This window comes from Paenibacillus sp. JNU01, assembly GCF_059130585.1.
The window spans coordinates 4,724,896-4,743,024 of sequence record NZ_CP169723.1; the positions used below are offsets into that span (position 1 = coordinate 4,724,896).

The 18,129-nt window shown below is 48.6% G+C and carries 15 protein-coding genes and 1 riboswitch; of the genes, 8 read left to right on the forward strand and 7 right to left on the reverse strand.

The features are described 5' to 3' along the window. Positions 1 to 78: 78 nt before the first annotated feature. A complete protein-coding gene (locus tag NLBNIHML_RS20690) occupies positions 79 to 1,359 on the reverse strand; it encodes a Fe-Mn family superoxide dismutase (RefSeq protein ID WP_494352633.1) in 1,281 nt (426 codons plus the stop codon). Between the two features lie 154 nt (positions 1,360 to 1,513). Next, positions 1,514 to 2,539 carry an alpha/beta hydrolase gene (locus tag NLBNIHML_RS20695; protein WP_339258701.1) on the reverse strand — a complete coding sequence of 342 codons (1,026 nt, stop codon included), beginning with the start codon at positions 2,537 to 2,539 and terminating at the stop codon, positions 1,514 to 1,516. 359 nt (positions 2,540 to 2,898) lie between these two features. Here NLBNIHML_RS20695 and NLBNIHML_RS20700 point away from each other — a divergent pair, with 359 nt between their 5' ends. Both NLBNIHML_RS20700 and thiC read left to right on the forward strand, forming a co-directional pair. Continuing rightward, the gene (locus NLBNIHML_RS20700; protein WP_076216717.1) at positions 2,899 to 3,642 is read left to right on the forward strand and encodes an IclR family transcriptional regulator; all 744 of its coding nucleotides are present in this window, start codon (positions 2,899 to 2,901) and stop codon (positions 3,640 to 3,642) included. 147 nt (positions 3,643 to 3,789) lie between these two features. Then, a riboswitch (TPP riboswitch) is annotated at positions 3,790 to 3,903 on the forward strand. A gap of 418 nt (positions 3,904 to 4,321) precedes the next feature. Beyond that, complete coding sequence (gene thiC / locus NLBNIHML_RS20705) at positions 4,322 to 6,106, forward strand: phosphomethylpyrimidine synthase ThiC (RefSeq protein WP_494354734.1); 1,785 nt, start codon at positions 4,322 to 4,324, stop codon at positions 6,104 to 6,106. A gap of 529 nt (positions 6,107 to 6,635) precedes the next feature. Here thiC and NLBNIHML_RS20710 read toward each other — a convergent pair. The 4 genes from NLBNIHML_RS20710 to NLBNIHML_RS20725 form a co-directional block, all read right to left on the reverse strand. Beyond that, a complete protein-coding gene (locus tag NLBNIHML_RS20710) occupies positions 6,636 to 7,325 on the reverse strand; it encodes a hypothetical protein (protein WP_494352634.1) in 690 nt (229 codons plus the stop codon). 177 nt (positions 7,326 to 7,502) lie between these two features. Further along, on the reverse strand, positions 7,503 to 7,670 hold the full coding sequence (locus tag NLBNIHML_RS20715; RefSeq protein WP_017690769.1) for a hypothetical protein: 168 nt from the start codon (positions 7,668 to 7,670) through the stop codon (positions 7,503 to 7,505). A gap of 455 nt (positions 7,671 to 8,125) precedes the next feature. After that, entirely contained in the window at positions 8,126 to 8,944 is an 819-nt protein-coding gene (locus tag NLBNIHML_RS20720) for a zinc ribbon domain-containing protein (protein WP_494352635.1), read from the reverse strand. Positions 8,945 to 9,025: 81 nt separating this feature from the next. Continuing rightward, positions 9,026 to 9,976 (reverse strand): helix-turn-helix transcriptional regulator, encoded by a 951-nt coding sequence (locus tag NLBNIHML_RS20725; protein WP_339258706.1) that lies wholly within the window; start codon positions 9,974 to 9,976, stop codon positions 9,026 to 9,028. Between the two features lie 259 nt (positions 9,977 to 10,235). Between NLBNIHML_RS20725 and NLBNIHML_RS20730 the strand changes: the two genes are divergently transcribed. From NLBNIHML_RS20730 to NLBNIHML_RS20750, 5 genes are all read left to right on the forward strand, one after another. Continuing rightward, positions 10,236 to 10,934 carry a response regulator transcription factor gene (locus NLBNIHML_RS20730; RefSeq protein ID WP_494352636.1) on the forward strand — a complete coding sequence of 233 codons (699 nt, stop codon included), beginning with the start codon at positions 10,236 to 10,238 and terminating at the stop codon, positions 10,932 to 10,934. Next, a complete protein-coding gene (locus NLBNIHML_RS20735; protein WP_339258709.1) occupies positions 10,927 to 12,015 on the forward strand; it encodes a HAMP domain-containing sensor histidine kinase in 1,089 nt (362 codons plus the stop codon). Before NLBNIHML_RS20730 ends, NLBNIHML_RS20735 begins: the two co-directional genes overlap by 8 nt. Positions 12,016 to 12,114: 99 nt before the next feature. Further along, entirely contained in the window at positions 12,115 to 12,978 is an 864-nt protein-coding gene (locus NLBNIHML_RS20740) for a M15 family metallopeptidase (RefSeq protein ID WP_442034799.1), read from the forward strand. A 28-nt stretch (positions 12,979 to 13,006) separates the two neighbouring features. After that, positions 13,007 to 13,564, forward strand: a complete 558-nt coding sequence (locus NLBNIHML_RS20745) for a VanZ family protein (RefSeq protein WP_472474720.1) — start codon at positions 13,007 to 13,009, stop codon at positions 13,562 to 13,564. Between the two features lie 12 nt (positions 13,565 to 13,576). Then, a complete protein-coding gene (locus NLBNIHML_RS20750) occupies positions 13,577 to 13,786 on the forward strand; it encodes a hypothetical protein (RefSeq protein WP_339304239.1) in 210 nt (69 codons plus the stop codon). 142 nt (positions 13,787 to 13,928) lie between these two features. Here NLBNIHML_RS20750 and acnA read toward each other — a convergent pair whose 3' ends face one another. Beyond that, a complete protein-coding gene (gene acnA / locus NLBNIHML_RS20755; RefSeq protein WP_124118742.1) occupies positions 13,929 to 16,643 on the reverse strand; it encodes an aconitate hydratase AcnA in 2,715 nt (904 codons plus the stop codon). 361 nt (positions 16,644 to 17,004) lie between these two features. Between acnA and NLBNIHML_RS20760 the strand changes: the two genes are divergently transcribed. Beyond that, on the forward strand, positions 17,005 to 18,024 hold the full coding sequence (locus NLBNIHML_RS20760) for an amidase domain-containing protein (protein ID WP_494352637.1): 1,020 nt from the start codon (positions 17,005 to 17,007) through the stop codon (positions 18,022 to 18,024). The last annotated feature ends 105 nt before the right edge of the window (positions 18,025 to 18,129 follow it).

Consider the following 18,129-nt stretch of genomic DNA (forward strand, 5'->3'; position numbering starts at 1 on the left):
TGTCTACACCAAAAAGAGATATCTTGCAGTCATTCGGCTGGAGATATCTCTTTTCATTCCATCTAACTAAGCTCAAGCTTAATAAGGCGGCCACAACAACTTGCGTGCTGTTTCGTAACGCTCAGCAACAGCCGGCCAGTAGACGACATTCCACCAATCCTCGATATACTTTTTGCGTTCATTCTGGTGTTTCAGATAATAGGCATGTTCCCACACATCCAGCGGCAGGAGTGGAACGATATCGGACTGGGACAGGTTCTGGTGTTTTTCCGCCTGCAAAATCTCCAGACGATGTGCTCTCGGGCTCCAGACAAGCATCGCCCAGCCACTGCCTTCCACTTTGTTCGCAGCTTCCGTGAATTGATTCTTGAACGCTTCATAACTTCCGAAATCCCGCTTGATCTGCTCTGCGAGCATACCGGAAGGTTTACCGCCGCCAGCAGGATTCATAATTGTCCAGAAGATCGTATGCAGGTAGTGGCCTGCCCCGTTGAAGGCGAGTTCACGTTCCCAATGCTTGATGAGTTCAAAATTATTCTTTTTTCGCGATTCTGCCAGCTTCTTCTCTGCTACATTTAGTCCGTCCACATAAGATTGATGGTGTTTGTCGTGATGGATACGCATCGTTAGTTCATCAATATGTGGCTCCAGCGCATTGTACGCATAGGGAAGAGGGGGTAGTGTGTGCCCTCCAATGGGAACCGGCTTTTCTTTTACGGGAGGTGCAGTAGTGCTGGGCGTGGCTTGTGTTGTTTCGGTAGAAGGTGATTGAACGGTTGTGGATTGAATCTGCGCTGAAGTAGCAGGTGCGTTTACATTCCCCTCTTGAGAAATTGGAGCTTCTGAAGCTTGGCGATGGGTGGTTGCTGAGCCTGACGTATGCAGTGCATTTTCCAGAAAAAGTGACGGCTCCAAATTTGTTTCTCGCAAGATGCCAGGTTGGCCAAGCGTATCCAATACGCCCAGAAAATACTCTGATTCGCGGATCAAATGCAAAATAAGTACTTTGGCAAGCGGAACAGCTTGCACCGCAGCACTTTGCTCCAGAAGAACATACAGCTGTTTGATGAACTCTCTCGATTGCTGCCGAGCAGCCGACACAAGTTGATCGATACAACGAACGATGTAGGGAGCAGGCGGATGGGTTGCGGGCAATAGTTGTTTTAACAGCTGATTCGCTACTCGCTCAGTGTTCGCAAAGGTAGCCTCCCATTCCTCCAATAGCTTGACGTATGGGGGCTCCAGATCGGGCACCAGTGCACGAATGACGAGTGTATGTTCTTTCTCCTGCTCTTTCCAGAAACGGATTTCTTCCAAGGTCCGCAGAGGCAGCAGGTGACCATATCCATCCCAGTTCATATATGGTGGGCCTCCTTCAGTTGAATTTCATCGCATATGTAGACCGTTGCTTCATGCGTCCCAAGAGTATATTCCGCCGGGCTGTTGTCCTATGAGTGCAAAAAAAAGAGCCCCTGAGGGGCTCAAGAATCAACGGGAAATGATTGAAGTTTGATTATTCTCCACTATTCGTGTTTTGAACATCGTCACTGCTTGTTTTCGTTACATGACTCAGGAAAGTCGAGACACGGCGCAGATATTCCTTTGGATGCTCCCGGAAGATCAACTCATGGTGTGCATCCTGGACGATCCATACATCCGAGTACGGATTGGTCTGGTTGGCGGCGAGCTGTTCTGCAATCGGGTAAGGCGCCTTCTCATCTTCCGTACCATGAATGAAGAAAATCGGGAACGGATAATCTTCCTTTTTCACTTCCTGATACGGAATCTGCTGCAATCCGGTACCATTCAGAACAGGGAACAACAGTTTCATGATCTCCAGTGTAGGCTGACGCGGCAGATCGATCTGGTTATGAATGTTGTGGTACAGCGTATCCGGCTCAAGCAGGAACGTACTGTCCAGAATCATCGCATCCACTTCCTGTGTAATCAGTCCGGTTTGAAGCGCCGTACCGGCACCCATGGAGAAACCCCAGACTACCAGTTCCTGCGCACCGCGCTGCTTGGCGAACTGGATGGCACCCAGCAATTGCTGTGACTCAGCCTTGCCACCTGTGGCTACAGCTTTGTTCACCTGTGAGGCGAAGCCATAATCGAACATGACCACATTGAAGCCAAGTTGATGGGCATAGTGTGCCAGGTCATACATGGGTACCCATGTTTCTTCACGATTGGCACCATAGCCGTGACTGAAAATAATCGTTTTGCTTGCGGCATTGTCAGCAGGGATATACCATCCTTGCATTGTCCGGCTGCCATCTGCTGCCGGGAACGTGATGTCTTCGTACTTCATATTCTTGGCCTGCATCGGATTGGAGAAGACAGGCGCTACAGTCGGGTTGGATAATACCCATGCGATGTAACCATGCAGTGCAATAAAACAAAACAATAGAAAAAATACAACGGAGAGCAGCAGCGCTACGATAATATGTTTGAACCGAATCAGCCTCGGTGATAGGGAAGAGGGCAGATCGGACACTTTTGTTTGCAGCGGGGCTTCGCTCTGGGATGTTGGATACATGAATGCCCCTCCTTTGAAGTTCAGTTGAAGATAACAACGACATGAAAAGAGAATTGCGTTTATTTCAGAGCCTGCTTCAGAGCGATATCTTAATGTAATATATCTTTATCGTATGTTCCAATATAGTCAAAGTCAATTGATTGAGGGCATTTGTTACGCAATTGTTATATAGTTCTTAAGATATATGGGTAACATTACCTTAGTGTGTAAATTACAGGGGATTAAGTCTTATAAAAAGGAAAATTTTACACGTTGGTCTATTTCAATTTTGGCTCTTTTTGGTTTACAGATGAGACCGTTTCTCATATAATTTATGTAACCAAGTTTCATGTGATGAAACATGAGGAGGGCATTATGCCATGGAAGATCGCAAGTTAACCGTCCGGGCTGTGGAACGGGCGCTGGATATATTATTATGTTTTACCACACGCAGTGATCTGGGACTCACCGAGATTGCCAGCCAGATCGGCCTGCACAAAAGTACAGTGCACCGCTTGATGGCTACACTGGAGGATCGAGGATTCGTAATCCGCGATGCAGCAACAGAGAAGTATCGACTAGGCATCCGAATCTGGGAGCTGTCGGCTCATATGTCCCGCAGTGATGATCCCGCTATTCTGCTGCTGCCTGCGATGGAGCGACTGAGAGACCGATTGGGGGAGACCGTGAGTCTGTACCTGCGTGATGGCAGTGAACGGATTCGGATTCAGGCGGTGCAAAGTGATCAGGCGATTCGCCGAGTTGCTCCCGTTGGTGTTAGACTTCCGCTGTCTGTTGGCGCATCCAGCAAAGTCTTGATGGCGTTTGCCACGGATGAGGATCGTGAGGAACTGATGAACGGGCCGGAATGGCCGGTGTTTATTGACCCTGCGGTGTATTTGGCGCAAATGGGAGATATCCGGGATAACGGATATGCGACGAGTTATGAGGAGCGTGAGCCGGGAGCTGCAGCGGTATCTGTACCGATTATGGATCGCCGAGGCAATATTGCAGCTGCTCTCTCGGTCTCAGGGCCTGTCAGCCGACTTTCGCAGGAGACTTTGCACGAATACGCACCTGTGCTAAAGGAAGCTGCTACGCAGATGGGGCTCATGTTATCCTGATATTGATGAAAGGTTTTTCTCCAATTGGGTTGGTGTTCTGGAATATAAAGGTTGTTTTTATGTTCCGGTTGCGCTACTCTGTAATGGACGGCCCATCGGGGTCAGCTTCATTGAATATGAACAGCGGCTTATGTATGCCGCAACTTTTAACGTTACTGGGGGAGTCCGAATTGTCCGGACTGAGACGGAATCGCATGAGATTCCGGACCCTTTGCACCTGATCTGGATCATACCAGCGTAGGGAAGTAATCGGCGATATGACCACAACCACCACATGTGTGACTCTTGCAGGACTCCGTTATGGAGCTGCAACCAGGAGCATTATTGGTGATGGACATTAAAGTCGGTTCCTTCGGGGGCCGGCTTTTTTATATACAGTGGACGGGCGAGATAATACACATTCCATGGACTGTTTTTTCAATAACCTGCAAAAGTGGGCTTGGAGAGAGCAATCATTATAGATTTATGATCTGTGGTAACCTCCGTTCTGTCGTTAACTGTACATGAATAATGTCTCCCCCTTGGTCTGGTGTAGGATCGCTCTTTCTTCTCTGCGCTCTGCATGATTTGGGACAGGTGCGTAAGCGAGCTGATGACGATGCCAACCAAACCAAGTGAACGAACACGGAGGAGGAGACGAGCAAACATGAGTACAGGAAACCAAACGGGACAACAAGCGATGGAACAGGAACATAACGGTCAGCAGGTGGAAAAGGAAACAGGAGCGGCCGGACGGGTTCAGCCCTTTCCGGGTAGCCGTAAAGTCTACATTCAGGGCTCACGGCCGGACATAGCTGTACCGGAGCGTGAGATAGCCCTTCATGACACGAATACTCCCCAAGGGGTGGAGCATAACGGACCGCTACGTGTCTACGATACGAGCGGCCCCATGACTGATCCCAAATTCCAGATGGATATTCGGAAGGGATTACCCGCGCTCCGAAATCATTGGATTATGGAACGCGGTGATATTGAAGCATATGAGGGCAGAGCCGTTCAACCCGAGGATAACGGACTAAAGCCCGGAGGGCGGAGAGCCGGGGCAGAGGAATACCCTGGATTTCGGGGACAACCACTGCGTGCTCAGGCTGGGCGCTGTGTCACCCAGATGCACTACGCAAGGCAGGGCGTCATTACACCAGAAATGGAGTATGCCGCTATCCGTGAAGGGGTGGAACCGGAATTTGTGCGGCAGGAGCTGGCGAGTGGACGGGCGATTCTGCCATCCAACATCAATCACCCAGAGAGTGAGCCGATGTTGATCGGTCGTCATTTTCACGTGAAGATCAATGCTAATATAGGTAACTCTGCCGTATCTTCCTCCATCGAGGAAGAGGTCGAGAAGATGACTTGGGCGGTACGATGGGGATCGGATACCGTGATGGATCTGTCTACAGGCAAAAACATTCATACGACACGGGAATGGATCATCCGTAATTCACCTGTACCGATTGGTACGGTGCCGCTGTATCAGGCACTGGAGAAGGTGAATGGCGAAGCGGAAGCGCTGACCTGGGAATTGTACCGAGACACGCTCATTGAGCAGGCAGAGCAGGGCGTGGACTACTTTACGATTCATGCAGGTGTGCTGCTGCGTTATATCCCCATGACCGCCAAGCGGATGACAGGTATTGTATCCCGGGGTGGGTCCATTATGGCAGCATGGTGCCTTGCGCATCATCAGGAGAATTTTTTATACACTCATTTCGAAGAAATCTGCGAGATTATGAAAAGGTATGATGTGGCGTTTTCGCTGGGAGATGGACTTCGTCCAGGCAGTATCTACGATGCGAATGACGAAGCTCAGATGGCGGAACTGGCTACGCTCGGGGAACTGACGCAGATCGCATGGAAACATGATGTGCAGGTGATGATCGAGGGCCCGGGGCATGTACCGATGCACAAGATCAAGGAGAATGTGGATCTACAGATGGAGATATGCCAAGAGGCACCTTTCTACACTTTGGGGCCACTGACGACCGATATTGCCCCGGGATACGATCACATTACGTCCGCCATTGGTGCGGCTATGATTGGCTGGTTTGGCACGTCCATGCTCTGTTACGTCACGCCAAAAGAACATCTGGGCTTGCCTAACAAGGATGATGTGCGCGAAGGGGTTATTGCCTACAAGATCGCGGCCCATGCCGCTGATCTGGCGAAAGGCCATCCGCGTGCTCAGCGCCGGGATGATGCATTGTCCAAGGCACGCTTCGAGTTCCGCTGGCGGGATCAGTTTAACCTGTCACTCGACCCGGAACGGGCGCTTTCCTACCATGATGAGACGCTGCCGGCAGAAGGGGCTAAGGAGGCACATTTCTGCTCCATGTGCGGACCGAAGTTCTGCAGCATGCGCATTACGCAGGACATTCGTGCCTTTGCGGCAGATAAAGGATTGTCCGAGAATGAGGCTGTGATAGCTGGCATGCAGGAAAAGGCTGAGGAGTATCGGACACGCTCCTAGGCGCTGGTACAGCTTAACCTTGGCAGTCTGACATCGTTTGAAGGTGAGAATAATGATATCATGTCGTATTTTTCTCTTATTGATCAGCTTCCTAATACTTTTTATCAGTATTATGGTTGATTGTCTAGCAGATGTTTAATAAAATGAATGTAAGTAAACACCAATAAGAGTAGCCAGGCCAATGGCTACTCCTGCACAGCATTTGCGGTGGGTATTCCTCCGAGTGCAGCAAGTTCAGATGAAGTGACCCGTCAGGCCGTCAACCTGTGGCGGGTCACTTCTTTTTACGATCGATGTATGTCAGGAGCGCAATAATTAACATCGCGAACACGATTACGTCGTTAAAAGAGAAGTTCATAGGATCACCTCCCACTGGAGGCAAGCCTATTTCCCACCACAAATTGGCTGTACAAAGTGATTATACCATTTGAAATGCTCTTGTTCGAGAGCATTTTTATTTTGCAAAGGAGCCTACATACTGCTTTTCACATATTTTTAGTGATTGTAATATGTCACTCCAAATCAGCCGCTACTGTCGAGCCACTTCCAAATTCTTCTCCAAATATGCCGCAAGCAATGCCAGCGGACTATGGATCGCAATGCCTCTGTCTGCTGTAACCTGTGCAGCAGCGGGAGCCATAGACAGTTGAGCTGCCACTACCGTTTTACCCGGATACTGCTCAGCAATCTGCTGTAATCCCTCACGTACTGCTTCGAGATACCCTTGCTGATCTCCACGCATAATTAACTCAAACGTCCCAGGGATACACACAGCTTCCGTCTGAGATGCCTTGGCAACATGTGGCTGCCCATTCTCATCCTTGTACTGTAACGCCTGATTCACCCGTGCCATCGTTCCTTCAATGGTTGCCGGGTTGGTGAAGGCTATGATGTAATCTCCTGGTACTCGCCGCAACTTCTGCAATAGCGGATCATCTATGCCAATCACAGGCACAGGGACCTCTGTGGCTTCCTGCTCCAGTACTGCCGCAAACAGGGTACACGTGACCAGAATGGCATCGGCATGACACTCGGCGATCCATCGGAGCGTCTGAGCTACTTTCTCGTGGATGACGACATCGGAAAAGTCAGCGTCATGTTTAAGACGATCCAGGCCTGGATCGACGTAATGGACCAATTCAACTTCATAAGCAGCAAGCGTCTCTTCAATTAAGGCGATGTTGGAATAGTGAGCGTGAAAACAACCGATGGTGATCATGTGCTAAATCCCCTTTTACAGTTCGTATAATGTGATGGTAATCGTAGATATTTAAACCATTATAGAAACATGCCTGAGAACTGTACAGTTGTTTGCGATCCAACGCCAATAACCGTCCTCCCGCCAAGCTGCGGAAAGACGGTTCATAACCGGACTGGCAATCGTCCAGCTTTCATTTTATCTAAGGGAAGGAGAAGCATTTTTCTTCGCCATTTTTTGCTGTAAAATTTCATGAAAGGATAGACCTTGAGTGTTCTCATTCTCCTTTTTAGGAGCAGTGGTCGCCGTGTTGCGCGGATATTGGTGATGGTACGGGATCATTTGCTGAATAGGCATGCGGATCATCTTGGTTCCTCCTTTGAAGCATATTTGTGAATTATGTATTTCGACTGGTTACCATGCCAGGTGCGCATATAGGTATATGTGACTTGTTAGACGAAATAGAAGAGTTTAAAGCGTAATTCCAATTGGATTGTAGTGATTTTACCCCGTATTCAGGAGATGTAAACGGTTTTAGGGAAATTCAGGAGTAAAGAACCTGATTTGAAAGGATTTGTGTGGGAGGATGGAATCGGTTGTTATGTGAATAGTCCCAATTTTAAGGAAGTCAATGGTACCCGCTTATGAGGCATATTGTCTGGTTGAATAGGTAGGTTCCATGCTAACTAACTTGGTACTATAGGCGGTTGTATCACGGGAGGAACATCAAAAAAACTGCCGGGTGAACTCGGCAGCTTGCATGATATGCAGAAGGATGTGAGGAAAATTTGGATCCAGTCTGAGTTGATATAGTGTTGGTTTTATCTACTATCTCGAACGGCGATGTATATATCGACTTGTACATTTTCGGGATTCAGGCTGCGTTCATCATACAATTCAAAATCTCCGGTGAACGTACGATCACTTTGCTTCTCCCATGCCCATACGGCTCCCCAGGCTTCGTGAGCAACCTCTGCCATTGGCCCTTTTCTGGAAGTGAATACGGCGTAAGTTGCAGGCGGGAGCAGAATGTCGTCCAATCCTTCAGGCAATGATTCCTCCGAACTGACCTCATGCCCTACCAGTATGGTGTACTCTCCGTTTATGCCATCGGTATAATTCGTGTAACAGCCATAACGAGCAGCTTCGGGTGCAGGGAGGTGCTCTGAGGCAAAATAATTGTTCCAGAGACCTTGGATACGGCCTTTGCCACTAATCTCAATGGCATTGGTTGTGCGGGCGGATATGCCGGCCAAGCGTTTGCTTGGGAGTGTGACATAACGAACGGGCTGGGCAGATAACGTTAGAGTTGTTGTAACCTGACCCGGTATAGCGGAAGTGGCAGAGTTTTCAGCCGGAGATACTTTGTGTTGATCCGTTGTATTCGTGCGCCAACGTTTCAAAAAAGGAAGCTGATTACGCAGCATCGAACGAGCGGATTCCTCATCCATGCCCTCGTCCTTCAGAATGGCGGTGCACATCTCCGTCATGCCTTCAAGCGAGATTCCTGGCTGTGCAAACTTCCCATCCTTGTAACAATAGATACAGTACTCACGGGTTGTGCCTCCATCTGCCTCCGTTCCGAATTGGGCAGGGGTGGTGAGTGGCATGCCGCAGCTTTGACATACAGTAACGTTCATCTTTCATTCCTCCTTGGGTATATATGCAACTTCAACCTGAACATATTTGAAGTATACGTGAAGGAACTGGACAGCTGTCTGTCAGGTTTGAGCGGAGGTTTTATAATTTTGAACAATTTGTTCGGCTATACGGCACACATTATCCCGAATATGCAAGGGTTCCAGCACCTCAACATCCGCCCCAAAGCCCAAGATGAAGCCGTACAGCCAGTTATCTTCTGGAAAAGCGACCTGGCTGATATAATAGCCGTTCCCGTCAGGCAATACATTTTCAATACCGAACCATTCCTCCGCAAGATGATGGACACGGGCATGGAATCTCAGGGTAATCCCAATCTGGTTGTCTGGTCGGCTCCATTCCTGCTGCCACGGTCGGTCTTGAAGGTTGATGGATTTTCGTTCAAAGTGCTCTGCAGCAAGAGAGACGTCTTTCATACGAACCAGCTTGAACATGCGGAATTCATTTCGTTCATGGCAAAAAGCATACAGATACCACGCGTGCCTCTTCAGTACAAGCGTGTGGGGTTCAACTGTACGATAGGTCTGTGCACCTTCGGCGCTGCAATAGGCAAAATAAATGCATTGAAGCAGATCGATTCCCTGATCAATAACTTTTAATTTCTGTTGTAGCGCTTCAGGGTGCGTCCATGTTGAATGATCCACGATGAATCGGTGCGTGCTGGCTTGAAAATCTTCATTTTTGGCTTCCGGAACGATACTGCTTAGCTTCTCCACCAGTAGTTCACGTGCAGCATTTGTATGTGAGGTGGATATGCTGCGCAGGGCGGTGACGATGGAAACAAGATCCTTGTCGGTTAACAGATTGCGATCCAGACGATACCCTTCCGCCAGACCGATGCCTCCGCTTGCTCCCTGATAGGTCACGACCGGAATCCCGGCTTGTCCCAATGTGTCGATATCCCGATAGATCGTCCGGATGGAAACTTCAAACATATCGGCCAGGTCTTTTGCCTGTAATCGCCCCCGGTTGATAAGCAGCACAACGATGGCTAACAAACGCTCCAGTTTCATAGCTACCTCTTCCTTTTTTTATTTGTGTTTATATAAATGAGCTATTTCTTTTACACTTGAACAGAGAGGACAGAAAAAAACTGGAGAAGCGAAGCGCTCGCCTAAAAGCTTTCTGGAAGGAAGCTTCGGAAGCATACGCTATCACCGGATTTTCCCCTTTGGAAGAGGAAACATTGCTTTCAATTGTTTATCTTGTACTTATCTGTTAGATTCATAGGTGTTATATTGCTCAGCATCCCATATAGGAGTGAAATAAGCAATGAAGCGAATTACGATTCTGATTGCGGACGATGAAGTAGAGATCGCGGATCTGGTGGCTTTACATTTACAAAAAGAAGGCTATCATACCGTCAAGGCATCTGACGGACAGTCGGCACTACAGGCGATTCAGACACATGCCATTGATTTGGCCGTACTGGACATTATGATGCCGGGTATGGACGGGTACGAGGTGACTCGTAAAATACGGGAGCAGCATCATTTTCCGATCATTTTCCTGAGTGCCAAAACCTCGGACATGGATAAAATTACGGGGCTGGTGATGGGTGCCGATGATTATATGACCAAACCGTTTAACCCGATGGAGCTTGTAGCACGCGTGAATTCTCAATTGCGGCGCTCATTGCAATTCAGCCAGTCCACAGCGGCGATTCAGCGCTCGATTCTGGAAAAGGGCGGACTTGTCATTGTACCGGAGCAGCATAGCGTGACGCTTTACGGTAAACCGCTGGAGTTAACACCGAAGGAATTTGATATTTTAGTGTTGCTTGCGAGCAATCCAAAACAGGTCTTTAGCGCAGAAAGTATTTTTGAAAAGGTATGGGGAGAGGCTTATTTCGAAAGTGGCAATACCGTTATGGTACATATTCGGACGCTGCGCAAGAAGCTCGGAGAAGATGTGGACAAGAACAAGTTTATCAAAACCATCTGGGGCGTGGGGTACACGTTCAATGACTAAACGCAGAAGCTTTCGCACAACGATGATTATGCTGGTCGGTCTGAGCATGCTGTCTTCTGGCGCCGTAACATTTATCGTGTACAGGCTGTTGCAGATGTATTATGCAGGGGTCAGGAGAGAAGATCCGCTGGCGGAATATCGTAATATCATGAGAAGTATTGGCGATCTATATGTCTTTATGCTGCTCTTCATCCCGCTTGCAATTTTGTTTTTCTACTTGTTTACAAGACCCTATGTCACGTATTTCAAAGAGATTTCCGCAGGCATTAATCACTTGGCGAATGGAGACTTTCAGCATCGTGTACAGATTTCTTCGAAGGATGAGTTAGGTACGATTGCGGAGGATGTGAATCTGGCAAGTGAGAAGCTAAGGGAAGCGGTGGAACGAGGTGACTTTGCCGAGAACAGCAAAGACCAGCTTATCGTAAACCTTGCGCATGACCTGCGAACGCCGCTGACCTCTGTGCTTGGATATTTGGACCTGCTCATGAAGGATGATCAGCTGACAGAGGAGCAAGTAAGACACTTTACATCGATTGCATTCACCAAATCACAGCGTCTGGAGAAGCTGATTGATGATTTGTTCGAAATTACCCGCATGAATTATGGCATGTTGCCTATAAACAAAACACGGCTGGATCTTAGCGAACTGCTGAAGCAGATGAACGAAGAGCTCTATCCTGTATTTGAAAAGAATCATCTGATTACCCGGTTGAAAATAGACACTGAACTTACCATCTCCGGTGATGGTGAGCTGCTGGCTCGTGTGTTCGAGAATCTGCTGATTAACGCTGCACGGCACGGCAAGGACGGCATGTACGTGGATATTAACGGATATCGTGAAGCAGACCGGATCATTATTCAGGTGATTAACTATGGGGGACATATTCGTCCGGAGGAATTGCCACATATCTTCGATATGTATTACACAGGAGATCGTGCCCGAACCCCTCAAGAGGGTGGGACAGGCCTTGGCCTATTTATTGCCCGCAATATTGTAGAGCAGCATGACGGTACGATTTCGGCCCAGAGCGATGTGGTACGGACGCAATTCGAAGTTCGTTTGCCGGTATTCCAATAAGGTTCAACGTATAATTTAAGAAAAACTTTAAAATTGCCCTGCTTTTTCTTTAACTTGTTTTGTCTATCCTTGATGTATGAGTTAAAAGGAGGAACAAGCATGAAAAAGTGGGGCTTTTTAATATGTATCGTTTTGGTTGGATATATTGTTACACAATCACCGGGATGGCTTCAGCAGAAGAATGAGCTGCCCATCGAGATTCAGAATACGCGTGAAAATCCCGCAGGTTATACGGTATCCGTCACAGGAAATATTCAGGATCAGGTACATAAGGGCAATTTGTTACTGGTTAATAAGCAATACCCCGTTCACGAGGAGGGGGTTAGATCCGATATTGTATATGTGGCGGATGAGGATGATCTGCTTCGTGGATATGGAATAATGGATCGGAAAATCATGTTATCCCGACTGGTGGCGCAGGAGTTTCAGAAGATGGTTGAGGCAGCAGGGGAAGAGGGAGTTCGATATTTTCTCATGAGCAGTGGGTACAGGGACTTTGAGAAGCAGGACGAGCTATATCAGGAAATGGGTTCAGACTATGCACTTCCTGCAGGTCACAGTGAGCATAATCTTGGCTTATCCCTGGATGTCGGTTCAAGTCTGGCTGCCATGAATGAAGCACCGGAGGGTGACTGGCTGGAGAAAAATGCATGGAAATACGGATTTATCTTGCGTTACCCGAAAGATAAAGTAAGCATCACGGGTATTCAATATGAACCATGGCACTTTCGGTATGTGGGGTTGCCCCACAGTGCGATCATGCATAAGAACAATCTGGTACTGGAGGAGTACCTAGATATGTTGAAGGAGAAGGAGAACATCTCTGTTGAAGTAGAGGATGAGACGTATCATATCCGCTATTATCGAGCCACTGGAGATACGACTGTTTACATACCTGAGCACGGCGAAACTGAAATATCGGGTGACAACATGGACGGCGTCATTGTCACCGTAAAGAAATAACAGGGCAACACAAGGGAGGCCAAACAACATGAAACACAACAACCAGAAGAAAAGCAAACATTACATCCTTTGGACTGCCGTGTTCATTATCTATTTATATCTGCTGACGAAGCTGATCCTGTTCAAAGGAAGTGCTGTCGACTTTGGCATCGTGAAGGTTCGACTGATGGCATTCTTGCAACAACCGGATCTGATTCATACGCGAACCGTCAACCTGACGCCATTTCAGGAAATTTCACGAGACTGGAACAGCCTGTCATCACATCGTCCAGGTACAGCTATCCATCTGGTAGGGAATGTTCTGGCTTTTATCCCACTGGGTATCTTCATTCCTGTTCTGACGGGCAACAAACTATTCTCTGGAATAAAGGTATTCCTGCTGTCCCTGCTGCTCAGTCTGGGCTATGAGATGACACAGTTAGTGACTGGCATGGGCATATTTGATGTGGATGACCTGATGCTTAATACGCTCGGCGGCTTGATTGGATATATCATTTTCACCATGGCCATTGGCCTGAAAAGGGTGTTGGTGGGAGGAGAATCCCGCGAGACGACGAAGTTAACCTCTAAGGAGAGTCACGTGTAAGGAGGGATTACGTTGATTATCATCGCGATACTGTTCATTAGTGTAGGGCTAATGTTTCTCGTGTATCCACACAAGGTAACGGATGCTTCGGAAAAACAGATTACGGAGCGATTGATCATGTCTAGATGGGTCGGAGGTTCGTTAATTGCTCTGTCGTGTCTGTTTTTGATCATGGGCACGATTCAACTGTTCGATCAAGCCTCACATCACATTGGGCATTAGCAGGTCGTTGAATTGAGAATTGATGATTTTAAAAGGTATGCCGATATGAAAAGCAAAGCAAAAAAAGCTCCCCATCCCTGTGCAGGTTGCACATGGTGGGGAGCTTTTCTATATCATTTCATTACTTTAATGATTCATATCATTAAGCTTTTTTCATCATTTGACGCAATACGGTTTGCAGGATACCGCCGTTATGGTAGTAATCCACGTCAACCATACTGTCCAGACGAGCGATAACAGGGAAGTCGAACTGCGTACCGTCTTCACGAGTTACGGTAACTTTCAACTCTTGTCCTGGCTTCACATCATTGCTGAGACCCGTAATGTCATACGTTTCACGTCCGTTCAGACCAAGGCTGGACCAGCCGTGACCCTCTTGGAATTGCAATGGCATTACGCCCATGCCGACCAGGTTACTACGGTGAATCCGCTCGAAGCTTTCTGCGATAACGGCTTTGACGCCGAGCAGGAATGTACCTTTTGCCGCCCAGTCACGGGAGCTTCCTGTACCGTACTCTTTACCTGCGATAACGATCAGGTTCTGTCCTTCATCTTGATACTTCATGGAAGCATCATAGATGGACATTTCTTCGTCCGTTGGCAGGTACTTCGTGATACCGCCCTCGGTGCCCGGAGCAACCTGGTTACGGATACGAATATTGGCGAACGTACCACGCATCATTACTTCATGGTTACCACGACGTGAGCCGTAGGAGTTGAAGTCTTTGCGCTCTACGCCATGCTCTTTCAAGTACAGTCCAGCCGGGCTGGATACCGCAATATTACCTGCTGGCGAGATATGGTCCGTTGTTACGGAATCCGCAAGCAATGCCATAACGCGTGCAGAACGGATATCTGCGATATCGTTCAACTTGTCGCCAAGTTCTTGGAAGAACGGAGGATTCTGAATGTACGTGGAATTTGGATCCCACTCGTACAATTCACCTTCCGGTACAGAGATTGCATTCCAACGCTCATTGGCTGTAAATACGTTCTCGTACTTGTTGCGGAACATCTGAGCGTTCAGGGAACTAGCGATGGTATCCTTGATTTCCTCGGAGCTAGGCCAGAGGTCTTTCAGGAATACAGGCTCATTGTTCGTATCATAACCGATTGGATCGGTTTCAAAGTCAATATTCACAGTACCTGCAAGTGCATATGCCACAACGAGTGGTGGAGATGCCAGGTAGTTGGCTTTAACCTGTGCGTGCACACGGCCTTCAAAGTTACGGTTACCGGACAATACAGCCGCAACGGTCATATCGTTCTCAGCAATCGCTTCGCTCACTTCGTCTGGAAGTGGGCCGGAGTTACCGATGCAAGTCGCACAGCCGTAGCCGGCAACGTTGAATCCGAGTTGGTCTAGATATGGAATCAGGCCTGCTTTTTCCAGGTACTCGGTAACAACAAGGGAACCTGGAGTCAGACTGCTTTTCACATATCCTGGCTTGGTCAGGCCGCGTTCAACTGCTTTTTTCGCCAGCAGTCCTGCTCCAACCATAACACTTGGATTCGAAGTATTTGTACAACTTGTGATCGCCGCGATCACAACAGCGCCTGCTTTCAGTTCACTGGTGGAACCGTTCGGGTGCTTGACAGGTACGGTTTGTTCGATTTTCTCATCGCTCAGCCCGTATCCGCCTTTATCTACAGGTGTACGGATGATGCTGTTGAAGCTTTCTTTCATTTGTGTCAGCTCGATGCGATCCTGTGGACGTTTTGGTCCTGCAAGACTTGGTACAACAGAGCCGAGATCCAGTTCAATCACATCTGTGAATTCAGGGTCAACCGTGCTGGAAGTACGGAACATGCCTTGAGCTTTGTAGTAAGCTTCAACCAACTCCACTTGCTCGTCAGGACGGCCAGTGCTGCGCAGATAGTTCAACGTTTCACTATCGACAGGGAAGAAACCGATCGTTGCGCCGTACTCTGGTGCCATGTTGGCTACTGTTGCACGGTCAGCCAGACCGATGTTGGCAAGACCAGGTCCGTAGAACTCTACGAATTTACCAACAACGCCTTTTTTACGAAGCAATTGGGTAACTGTCAGTGCCAGATCCGTTGCTGTTGCGCCTTCACTCAGGCTGCCTGTCAGTTTGAAACCGATAACGTCCGGTGTTACAAAGTAAAGCGGTTGGCCCAGCATACCTGCTTCGGCCTCGATTCCACCAACACCCCAACCAACAACGCCAAGTCCGTTGATCATGGTGGTGTGGGAGTCAGTACCTACGAGGGAATCCGGGAATACAACGGTCTCGCCGTCAACAGTTTTCGTTGCTGCCACGGAAGCCAGATACTCCAGGTTAACCTGGTGAACGATCCCTGTGGATGGTGGAACTGCACGGAAGTTATTGAATGCCGTTTGCGCCCAACGCAAGAAGCGGTAACGCTCTTCATTACGCTCGAACTCAACTTTGATATTGTAATCAAGTGCATCGTTGGTACCAAAAGCATCAACCATAACAGAGTGGTCGATAACGAGATCGACGGGTACGAGCGGGTTGATCTGTTTCGGATCGCCGCCTGCTTTTTTCACAGTATCACGCATTGCAGCGAGGTCAACGACAACCGGTACACCGGTGAAATCCTGCAGTACGATACGTGCAGGAATGAATGGAATTTCCTTGTTATTATCACGGCCATCTGCCCAGCCGGTCAGTTGTTTTACATGTTCTTCGGTAATGGCACGTCCGTCGAATTGACGAATTGCTGCTTCAAGCAACACTTTAATGGAGAAAGGGAGTCTGGAAAGATCGCCGTGGCCGTTTTCCTGAAGAGCATCGAGACTGTAGTAGCGGTAAGACTTGCCTCCAACCTCAAGACTGCGAGCGGCGGAGAAATGATTCTTTGCTGACATACATGTACCTCCTTGGGATGTGTCGGTGAGATGAAGAAAACGTTCATTTAGGTGAAGAACAGGCCTTCATCGTTCCGTGTTCTTGTTCGTTAGTTTCATCAGATGAAACGTAATTTCATAATCATGACTTTAGTATTAAGTATACCGTTTTCACCTCCGTACGTAAAGGTCTTTTTGCCTGATCAAGCAAGCATTTGGACCAATGAAGGCGTTTTCGTGAAGCGGGCAGGAATAAGATATCTCGTGTACCTGTATTTGCCGAATTTTGGACCTCCTTCCCGAGCCGTGTACATACAACCGGGGACCCTCTCATATGAATAGTAGGAGTTTATATACGCAATGAATATTCCGGACAGAACTCATGCCAAAGGGGGACATAGGCTTGGAACGGGAATGGAAGAGTGCCTTATATACTTACGTGAACCAGTACAATCGCTGTGAGATCGACTACCGTCCACAGACCAGCGAACGGATCGTTACCGATCCTGAATTCGTGGTGGAACGGGGAGAGCGTATGGCAAGGCTGGACGAATGGTATCGTAAGCGGCGCGCCGTGCCTCTTCGCAGCGAGACCAGCGCCAAGCTTGTGCGCACGCTTATGGATGGACAGGAAGAAGCCGTGGTGGATGTACAATTGTACAGCAGGCTGTTCTATGAGAAGAGCGGTATTACCCACCGGGAGGACCGGATTGAGCGGGAGCGGTTAACCTTTCTGCGGCAGAGTGGTGGATGGATCATTGGACGGGTTGAGCGAGAAGTGCCGGAGCGTCGCCCTGCGGGGGAAGGGCGTCCGTTTCAACAAGCTGATTTTGTACAGGCGATGAATCGACCGCTGCTGAATCGGGAAGTGTTGGGTCAGGGAAGAAGCTCACGGCAACAAGCCTATCGCAGAGATTTGGTGGTTGCCTATGCGGATCGGTGGTGGAATGCGGGGAATCCGGCCTTTGAGGAATTTGATGTGGATTGCACTAATTACGTGTCTCAATGTCTCTTTGCAGGGGGGGCACCCATCCACTATACTGGTAGAAGAGAAGCCGGCTGGTGGTATAAGGGGTATGTGAACGGCTCCGAAATGTGGAGTTACAGCTGGGCAGTTTCCAACAGTCTGGAGCGTTATTTGTCAGGCAGCAGCTGGGGTCTGACCGCGACAGAAGTGGAGCGTCCTGAGCAGCTGATGCTCGGTGATGTTATTCTCTACGATTGGGATGGAGATGGACGATTTCAGCACAGCACCGTTGTGACCGCGTTTGATGCAGGTGGTATGCCGCTGGTCAACGCACACACCGTTAGCAGCCGTCACCGATTTTGGGATTACCGGGATTCTTACGCTTGGACGGAGCGGACGGTATACCGGCTTTTTCATATTTCAGATGAGTTTTGAACACGAAAGATTTTCGGGATGCGGTGACGCAGACATCCAGTTCCGTGTAAAATAAGACAAGGGTAACACAAGCAGAAAAACAAGGGTGCTGAGCATGCAAGCATG